The organism is Streptomyces sp. CC53 (assembly GCF_001865245.1).
Classification (GTDB): domain Bacteria; phylum Actinomycetota; class Actinomycetes; order Streptomycetales; family Streptomycetaceae; genus Streptomyces.
Window position 1 is genome coordinate 16,250 of sequence record NZ_MKXB01000172.1, and the last position, 8,428, is coordinate 24,677.

The window sequence follows — 8,428 nt, forward strand, 5'->3', positions numbered from 1 at the left end:
GACGAGCTGACCCCGCTCGTGAAGAACCGCCTACGCGCCATCCAACGCCGACCGCGGGCGGAGCACCACAAGATGGCCAACCCGCTGCTGCGGTTCCGGAGTCTTGCAGCGGCTCAGCCGACTCCTCTGTTGCCGCGCTCGACGTCCCGCGCTGACGTGGTGGAGCGCCTCGTGCGTCTGCTCGCTGCTCACCGGTGGCGACCCGTCGATCCCTTGGAAGCGGTGGAGTTATGCGATTTTGGCTCGGGGAGTGGTGAGTGTTGGGTTTGCGGCTGTGAGTTCGAGGTGCTGGTCGGGTGGCGCCAGTTCGCACCACAGGAGCTTGCCGCCACGGCCGAAGAGGTCGTCGCCGAGGGGGTGGCCGCCCCAGTTGTCGGCGTACTCGCGTACGAGGAGGAGGCCTCGGCCACCGAGGTCTTCGGTGGTGGCGGAGGTGGGGACGGCGTGGAGTCGGGTGGCCGGGCGGTTGAAGGGAGCCGGGATCACCGGATTCGTGTCCCAGACGCTGATGCGTAGCCAGTCGTCCTCCATGCGGCGGAGCCGCATCGTCGCGGGGCCTTCCGAGTAGCGGTACGCGTTGGTGACCAGTTCGCTGGCGAGTAGCTCGGCCACCTCCACGCGGTTGTTCATGCCGTGTCCGGTGAGCACGGCGCGCAGGGTGACACGTGCGACGCGTGGTGCGCGGGGATCGCGCGGCAGTTGGAGCAGATACGACCAGGCGGGGTCCGGCGATACGGTGTCCACGGAAGTCTCCTGAGGGGAGGTGGAGTTGGATCACTGACTGCGGCCGAGGCCGTGCGGTGGCAGCGCCATGCCTGTGTGGTTTGGTGCGCTTCCGGCTTGCCCGGTCGGCTCGGTTGTGGCTTGGGTCATACCGTAGCGCCGCCGCTGTAAGGTATTACAGCGATCCCTTGGAAGAACTTATAATTCCACTCCTGTGGGTGACCATTGGGAAGAACCATGCCATCCCGCCCCTCTCTGACTCTTCGCCAGCAGCGCCTCGGCGTTGAGCTGCGCAAACTTCGTGAGCGTGCGGGCTTCAGCTCGACCGAGGCAGCGTCCCTCCTGGGTGGGCCGCAGTCTCGTATCAGCAACATCGAAGCGGGCCGGTACGCGGTGAGCGCAGACCGTGTGCGCGCGATGGCGCGTAACTACGCCTGTGCGGACGAGGCGTACGTTGACGCGTTGACCTCCATGACGGGTGCTCGCGTCAGAGGGTGGTGGGAGGAGTACCAAGATGTGCTGCCGCCTGCTCTGATCGACATCGCCGAACTCGAACACCACGCCAGCGCCCTGAGGGTCGCCGTGGTGCTGCACATGCCCGGGCTCTTGCAGACGCCGGCACACGTGAGAGCCGTCATGGCGGAGAGCGTTCCGCCCATGCGGCCACACGAGATAGAGCACCGGGTCTCGTACCGTATGAAGCGGCAGGCCGTCCTCTTCGGTGCGGAGTCGATCCCTTACACGGCGATCGTGCATGAAGCGGCCTTGCGCATGGCGTTCGGCGGGCCGGAGGTGGCTCGCGAACAGCTCGCGGCGCTCGCGGAGGCCAGTGAGCGGGACAACGTCTCGGTCCGGGTGGTGCCGTTCGGCCAGGCCTCCTTCCCGGCATCCGGCCAGCCGATCACCTATGCGTCCGGGGCGGTTCCACAACTCGACACGGTCGTCCTCGACTCGGACCATACGTGTGAGTTCCTGGATGCCGAAGCCCAGTTGGCTCGATACCGAGCTGTTCTGGACCGGATGGAGACGCGGGCACTCTCACCTGAGGCGTCGCGGGCGCTCATCCACCGTGTCGCCCGCGAGGTCTGATGGAGGAACGTGTCGTGAGTGAACTGAACTGGTGGAAGTCGTCATACAGCGCCGAAGGCGCGAACTGCGTGTGTCTCGCCGTCGGAGCCGATGGAACGATTCTGCTCAGGGACAGCAAGACGCCCGAGATGATCGCCTCCATAAGCCCTGAGAGTCTCGGTTGCTTCCTCGACGCCCTTCGCAGCGGGCGGTTTGAAGGGGAGCTGGGACGGACGAAGGCATGATTGTTGGCTGCCTCTCCGGGTGCCAGGGTGCGGGTGCTGCCGCTATGAGGTTAGGACCTTGTCGCGGACCTTCGCCCATTCCAGGGAGTGCCGGATGCCTTCGGCGACGGAGTGGCGCGGTTCCCAGCCGAGGAGCCTGCGGGCGCGGTCGCTGCGGGTGTAGGCGCCGACGACGTCGCCCGGGCGGCGCTCCAGCTCGACGGCGGCCACGGGCTCGTCGGCCACGCTGTTGAAGGCGTCCAGCAGCTCGCGGACGGTCGTGCCGGTGCCGGTGCCGAGGTTGATCGCCAGGCTGCCCCGCTCCAGGACGGCGTCGAACCGCTGGAGCGCGGCCACGTGGGCGGTGGCGAGGTCCCAGACGTGGATGTAGTCGCGGATGCCGGAGCCGTCGCGGGTGGGGAAGTCGGTGCCGGTGAGGGGGAAGGGGGTCTTCTCCTCGTACGCCTCGATCATCTTGCCCAGTGCGTGGCTGGGGCGGCGCAGCTGGAGGCCGGTGCGCATCCGCGGGTCGGCGCCGATCGGGTTGAAGTAGCGCAGGGACAGCACGCGGATCGGCCGGGTGGCGGTGATGTCCGCGAACATGCCCTCGCACACCGCCTTCGTCCGGGCGTACGGGCTCTGCGGGTCGAGGGCGGAGTCCTCGGTCACGGTGAGGTCCGGCTCGGCGCCGTAGATGGCGGCGGACGAGCTGAACACCATGCGGGAGCAGCCGTTGCGGAGCAGGTGCTCGACGAAGTCGAGGCTCTTGGCGACGTTGGCGCGGTAGTAGCCGACGGGGTCGGCCACCGAGTCGGGGACGACGATGAGCGCCGCGCAGTGGACGACGGCGTCGATGTCGGGATGCTCGGCGAAGATCCGGTCGACGAGGGGGCTGTCGGCGATGTCGCCCTCGTAGAAGGGCCGGTCGGCGACGAACTCGCGGCGCCCGGTGACCAGGCTGTCGAGGACCACCACGTCGATCCCCGCGTCGGAGCAGGCCGAGGCGACGGTGCTGCCGATGTATCCGGCTCCTCCGGCGATGAGGACCTTCATCGTGTCTCCCTCCGTGGCCCGACGACGCCGACGGCCCGAGCCTACCGGGGGCCGGATGGTGCCCCGTGCGGCGATCCGTGATCACGGCGGCATCACGGTCTGATGCCGTCATGAACCCGCCATGAGATCGACGGCTTTGGTGTCAGTGGTGGCACATAGGGTGCTCACAACTTCACACAGAAAGAACATCAGAAGACCTATGCGATCCATGCTCGTCCGCCGTTCCGCCGTCGCCGCCTCCGCGGTCTCCCTCGCCCTGCTGGTCACCGCCTGCGGCGGCAGCAAGGACGACAACGCCGACGCCGCGCCCGAGGACAGGGCCGGCGCCGCGTCCGCGTCCGCGGCGCCGTCCGCCGCCGAGCCCGCCGCCAAGGTCCTCTCCGAGGCGGAGCTGAAGAAGGCGCTCGTCACCGACGCCGACCTGGAGGGCTTCAAGATCAAGGCCGGTGACACGGCCCAGGTCGCGGCGCTGGCGAAGAGCAAGGTGTCCACGGACAAGGCCGAGTGCGAGCCGCTCGCCCGCCTCCTCACGTCGGTCCCGATGGGCGAGCCCGCCGCCCGGGCCCTGGCCATGGCGAACCAGAGCCCCAAGAAGGAGGACCTCGCCGCCGGCAAGCTGGGCGGCAGCATGACGCTGGTCGGCCTCGCCTCGTACGAGGGCAAGGGCGCCGAGGAGGCGCTCGCCTCCCTGCGCGCCGCCGGCGCGGCCTGCGCGGGCGGGTTCACCGTCACGCAGGACGGTGCCGCCGTCAAGGTCACCAAGCTCGAGGAGCTGAAGGTGTCCGGCGGCGACGAGGCGACCGGCTGGAAGGTGACGGCCGAGGTGGACGGCACCCCGAGCCTCTACCAGGCGGCAGCCGTCCGCCAGGGCGCCACGCTGGCCACCTTCCCGGTCCAGGACCTCGGCTTCGTCGTGACCGGCAAGGCCGGCGACTACCCGGCGGCGCTGTCCGACGCCCAGATCGCCAAGCTCGCCCAGCAGGGCTGACCCGGACGCCCCCGGCCGGGCCCGGGGTGACGCGGGCGCGCCCGCCGGAGTCGTAGGCTGCCGCCATGTGCGGAATCGTGGGTTACGTCGGCGGGCAGTCGGCGCTCGATGTGGTGATCGCCGGCCTCAAGAGGCTGGAGTACCGGGGCTACGACTCGGCGGGCGTCGCCGTGCTCGCCGACGGCGGGCTGGCGGCGGCCAAGAAGGCCGGGAAGCTCGTCAACCTGGAGAAGGAGCTGGTCGGCCGCCCGCTGCCCAGCGGGTCCACCGGGATCGGGCACACCCGGTGGGCCACCCACGGCGGCCCGACCGACACCAACGCCCACCCCCACCTCGACAACGCCGGGCGGGTCGCCGTCGTCCACAACGGCATCATCGAGAACTTCGCCGTGCTGCGCGCCGAACTGGAGGAGCGCGGCCACACCCTGGAGTCCGAGACGGACACCGAGGTCGTCGCCCACCTCCTCGCGGAGGCCCACTCGTCCACCGCGGACCTCGCGGAGGCCATGCGGCAGGTGTGCCGTAGGCTCGAAGGCGCGTTCACCCTCGTCGCCGTGCACGCGGACGAGCCCGACGTGGTCGTCGGGGCCCGCCGCAACTCGCCGCTCGTCGTCGGCGTCGGCGAGGGCGAGAGCTTCCTCGCCTCCGACGTCGCCGCGTTCATCGAGCACACCCGGTCCGCCATCGAACTCGGCCAGGACCAGGTCGTGGAGCTGCGCAGGGACGGCGTCACCGTCACCGACTTCCACGGCGCGCCCGCCGACGTGCGGTCGTACCACGTCGACTGGGACGCCTCCGCCGCCGAGAAGGGCGGCTACGACTACTTCATGCTGAAGGAGATCGCCGAGCAGCCGAAGGCGGTCGCCGACACGCTGCTCGGACGCATCGACGCCGAGGGCCACCTCACGCTCGACGAGGTCCGCATCCCCGCCTCCGTGCTGCGCGAGGCCACCAAGGTGGTCATCGTCGCCTGCGGCACCGCCTTCCACGCGGGGATGATCGCGAAGTACGCCATCGAGCACTGGACCCGCATCCCCTGCGAGGTGGAGCTCGCCAGCGAGTTCCGCTACCGCGACCCGATCCTGGACCACCGCACCCTGGTCATCGCCATCTCGCAGTCCGGCGAGACCATGGACACCCTGATGGCGCTGCGGCACGCCCGGGAGCAGGGCGCCCGGGTCCTCGCCATCTGCAACACCAACGGGTCGACCATCCCGCGGGAGTCCGACGCCGTCCTCTACACGCACGCCGGGCCCGAGGTGGCGGTGGCGTCGACGAAGGCGTTCCTCACCCAGCTCGTCGCCTGCTACCTGCTCGCGCTGTACCTCGGGCAGGTCCGCGGCACCAAGTGGGGCGACGAGATCTGTTCCGTCATCCGGGACCTGTCCCGCATCGCGGACGACGTCGAGCGGGTGCTCGACACGATGGGGCCGGTGCGGGAGCTGGCCCGGTCCCTCGCCGACAAGGACACGGTGCTGTTCCTCGGCCGGCACGTCGGCTACCCGGTGGCCCTCGAAGGCGCGCTGAAGCTGAAGGAACTCGCGTACATGCACGCCGAGGGGTTCGCCGCGGGCGAGCTCAAGCACGGGCCGATCGCGCTCATCGAGAAGGACCTGCCGGTGGTGGTCGTGGTGCCGTCGCCGCGCGGCCGGTCCGTCCTGCACGGCAAGATCGTCTCCAACATCCAGGAGATCCGCGCCCGCGGTGCCCGCACCATCGTCATCGCGGAGGAGGGTGACGAGGCGGTCGTGCCGTACGCCGACCATCTGGTCCGCATCCCGGCCACCCCGACGCTCCTCCAGCCCCTGGTCGCCACCGTGCCGTTGCAGGTCTTCGCCTGCGAACTGGCGACGGCCCGCGGCAACGAGGTGGACCAGCCGCGCAACCTGGCGAAGTCGGTCACCGTCGAATGATCATCGGGGTGGGGATCGACGTCGCCGCGATCGACCGGTTCGCGCAGGCCCTGGAGCGGACCCCGCACCTCGCGGACCGGCTCTTCGTGGAGCGGGAGCTGCTGCTGCCGAGCGGGGAGCGGCGCGGTGTCGCGTCGCTCGCGGCCCGGTTCGCGGCGAAGGAGGCCCTCGCGAAGGCGCTCGGCGCGCCGCCCGGACTGCAGTGGACGGACGCCGAGGTGTACGTCGAGGGCAGCGGGCAGCCGCGGCTCAGGGTGCGGGGGACGGTGGCCGCGCGCGCGGCCGAACTGGGTGTGCGGAGCTGGCATGTGTCGCTCAGCCATGACGCCGGGGTGGCGTCGGCGGTCGTGATAGCGGAGGGGTGAGCGGGGCGCCGCCCGGTTCCGCCGTCGGGTGGCCGCCCGGTGCCAGGAAGGGCTGACGCGCACGGGTACGGGGCGCAGATGACCGGTCGAAGGCCACCGGGTGCAGGGGTCCGGGCACAGTGGACCGGGTGCAGAACCACCGGACACAGGCGGCCGGGCGCAGAGGGAGCGAAGACAGACGGTCCGGGGCAGGCCGGGCACCGCGGTACCGGGGCGGGGTACCGGGGGCAGGCGGCCCGGCACGGAGGGGCCGTACGGAGTGGGCCGGACCGGGAGTGGACCGGCCGGAGCGGGCAGGGATCGGGCGGGGGCGCGGGATGGCCGTCCCGGGTCCGCGCGCCGGGCCGGGAAGCCGGGTCCGCGCGCCGGGCGTTCGCGCCGGTCGTGGAAGCCGAAGGCGCACGCCGGGCGTTCGCGCCGGGTCGGGAAGCCGGAGCCGAGAAGGAGGCTGAGCTGATGCGGAGCGCTTACCGCGTCGAGACCGTACGTGCCGCCGAGGCCGCGCTGATGGCGCGGCTGCCGGAGGGCGCCCTGATGCAGCGGGCCGCCGCGGGGCTCGCCGCCGCCTGCGCACCGCTGCTGGGGCAGGTGTACGGCGCGCGCGTCGTGCTGCTGGTCGGCAGCGGCGACAACGGCGGCGACGCCCTCCACGCCGGGGCCCGGCTGGCGCGGCGCGGTGCCGGGGTGGCGGCGGTGCTGCTCGGGGCGCGCGCCCACGAGGCGGGGCTCGCCGCGCTGCTGCGGGCCGGTGGGCACGTCGCTGACGACCCGTTCGCGATGCTGGCCCGCGCCGACCTGGTCCTGGACGGCATCACCGGCATCGGCGGCCGCGGCGGGGTGCGGCCCGACGCGGTGCCCGTGGTGCGTGCCGCGCGCGGCTCGGACGCGGTCGTGGTGGCCGTGGACCTGCCGAGCGGAGTCGACGCGGACACGGGCGCGGTGGACGGCGAAGCCGTACGGGCGGACGCCACGGTGACGTTCGGCGCGTACAAGCCGGGCCTGCTGGTCGATCCGGCGCGCGAGTACGCGGGCCCCGTGCGGCTCGTCGACATCGGCCTCGGCCCGCACCTCCCGGACGTGCCGGACCTGGAGGCGCTCCAGCACGCGGACGTGGCGCGGCTGCTGCCGGTGCCGCGCGCCGAGAGCGACAAGTACCGGCGGGGCGTCGTCGGGGTGGTCGCCGGTTCGGCGCGCTACCCCGGCGCGGCGGTGCTCGCCGTGACCGGGGCACTGCGCGGCGGGGCGGGAGCCGTGCGGTACGTGGGGCCCGCGGGGGACGCGGTGCTGGCCCGGCACCCGGAGACCCTGGTGCACGCGGGCCCGCCGGGGAAGGCGGGACGCGTGCAGGCGTGGGTGATCGGCCCCGGCCTGGGCGACACCCCGGGCGTCGCGGAGGTGCTGGCCTCCGACGTGCCCGTCCTGGTCGACGCGGACGGCCTGCGGCAGCTGGACCCGGAGGAGGTGCGGGCCCGGGCCGGGCCGACCCTGCTGACCCCGCACGCGGGCGAGGCCGCGGCGCTGCTGGGCGCGGCCCGCGAGGAGGTGGAGGCCCGGCGGCTGGACGCGGTGCGGGAACTGGCGGGCCGCTACGGGGCGACCGTGCTGCTCAAGGGCTCCACGACCCTGGTGGCCGATCCTGGGACCGGAGCGCCGGTGAGGGTGAACCCGACCGGCACGTCGTGGCTGGCCACGGCCGGCAGCGGCGACGTCCTGTCGGGCCTCGCGGGCTCGCTCCTGGCGGCCGGGCTCGCCCCGCGTGACGCCGGGTCCGCGGCGGCGTACCTGCACGGCCTCGCCGCCCGGCGCGCCGCACGGGGGGCGCCGGTGGCCGCGTACGACGTGGCGGAGGCGCTCCAGGGCGCGTGGCGGGACGTGACGGGCGAGGCGACCGCGTAGGGCGCCGGGGCGCAGGGCGAGGGGCGGAACCGATGGTGGGGGAGGAGTCGTACGTGGACACGGGAGGGGGCCCCGGCGCTCGGCGGGGCACGGACGGGGGCGCGGCCCGCGGCAGGTGCGAGGGCACAGGCGCGGGCTCCGGCGCGCAGGGCGCGGCCGCCGGTGCCCGGCGCGCCGCCGCGGCCGAGGGAGGCTGCG

Annotated in this window: 8 protein-coding genes; 6 read left to right on the forward strand and 2 right to left on the reverse strand. The window is 72.6% G+C overall.

The window, feature by feature from the left end; all coding sequences use genetic code 11:
- Positions 1–228: 228 nt before the first annotated feature.
- Complete coding sequence (locus tag BJP40_RS21540) at positions 229–744, reverse strand: ATP-binding protein (RefSeq protein WP_071281737.1); 516 nt, start codon at positions 742–744, stop codon at positions 229–231.
- A 216-nt stretch (positions 745–960) separates the two neighbouring features.
- On the opposite strand from BJP40_RS21540, the gene BJP40_RS21545 reads away from it, so the two are divergent.
- Both BJP40_RS21545 and BJP40_RS32085 read left to right on the forward strand, forming a co-directional pair.
- Positions 961–1,812 (forward strand): helix-turn-helix transcriptional regulator, encoded by an 852-nt coding sequence (locus tag BJP40_RS21545; RefSeq protein ID WP_071281738.1) that lies wholly within the window; start codon positions 961–963, stop codon positions 1,810–1,812.
- 14 nt (positions 1,813–1,826) lie between these two features.
- The gene (locus BJP40_RS32085; protein ID WP_079171348.1) at positions 1,827–2,036 is read left to right on the forward strand and encodes a DUF397 domain-containing protein; all 210 of its coding nucleotides are present in this window, start codon (positions 1,827–1,829) and stop codon (positions 2,034–2,036) included.
- A 42-nt stretch (positions 2,037–2,078) separates the two neighbouring features.
- On the opposite strand, the gene galE is transcribed toward BJP40_RS32085, so the two are convergent.
- Positions 2,079–3,068, reverse strand: a complete 990-nt coding sequence (gene galE / locus BJP40_RS21550; protein ID WP_071281739.1) for a UDP-glucose 4-epimerase GalE — start codon at positions 3,066–3,068, stop codon at positions 2,079–2,081.
- Positions 3,069–3,267: 199 nt separating this feature from the next.
- Here galE and BJP40_RS21555 point away from each other — a divergent pair, with 199 nt between their 5' ends.
- The 4 genes from BJP40_RS21555 (at position 3,268) to BJP40_RS21570 (ending at position 8,230) form a co-directional block, all read left to right on the forward strand.
- Positions 3,268–4,056 carry a hypothetical protein gene (locus tag BJP40_RS21555; RefSeq protein ID WP_071281740.1) on the forward strand — a complete coding sequence of 263 codons (789 nt, stop codon included), beginning with the start codon at positions 3,268–3,270 and terminating at the stop codon, positions 4,054–4,056.
- Positions 4,057–4,121: 65 nt separating this feature from the next.
- Complete coding sequence (glmS, locus tag BJP40_RS21560; RefSeq protein WP_071281741.1) at positions 4,122–5,969, forward strand: glutamine--fructose-6-phosphate transaminase (isomerizing); 1,848 nt, start codon at positions 4,122–4,124, stop codon at positions 5,967–5,969.
- Positions 5,966–6,334, forward strand: a complete 369-nt coding sequence (locus BJP40_RS21565; protein ID WP_071267631.1) for a holo-ACP synthase — start codon at positions 5,966–5,968, stop codon at positions 6,332–6,334. Before glmS ends, BJP40_RS21565 begins: the two co-directional genes overlap by 4 nt.
- A 456-nt stretch (positions 6,335–6,790) precedes the next feature.
- Positions 6,791–8,230, forward strand: coding sequence for a bifunctional ADP-dependent NAD(P)H-hydrate dehydratase/NAD(P)H-hydrate epimerase (locus tag BJP40_RS21570; protein WP_071281742.1), 1,440 nt, complete (start codon positions 6,791–6,793; stop codon positions 8,228–8,230).
- Positions 8,231–8,428: the final 198 nt, after the last annotated feature.

Coding starts and splice junctions, on each gene's coding strand:
- BJP40_RS21570 (WP_071281742.1), top strand. CDS start 6,791: ATGCGGAGCGCTTACCGCGTCGAGACCGTACGTGCCGCCGAGGCCGCG.
- BJP40_RS21545 (WP_071281738.1), top strand. CDS start 961: ATGCCATCCCGCCCCTCTCTGACTCTTCGCCAGCAGCGCCTCGGCGTT.
- BJP40_RS21555 (WP_071281740.1), top strand. CDS start 3,268: ATGCGATCCATGCTCGTCCGCCGTTCCGCCGTCGCCGCCTCCGCGGTC.
- glmS (WP_071281741.1), top strand. CDS start 4,122: ATGTGCGGAATCGTGGGTTACGTCGGCGGGCAGTCGGCGCTCGATGTG.
- galE (WP_071281739.1), bottom strand. CDS start 3,068: ATGAAGGTCCTCATCGCCGGAGGAGCCGGATACATCGGCAGCACCGTC.
- BJP40_RS21565 (WP_071267631.1), top strand. CDS start 5,966: ATGATCATCGGGGTGGGGATCGACGTCGCCGCGATCGACCGGTTCGCG.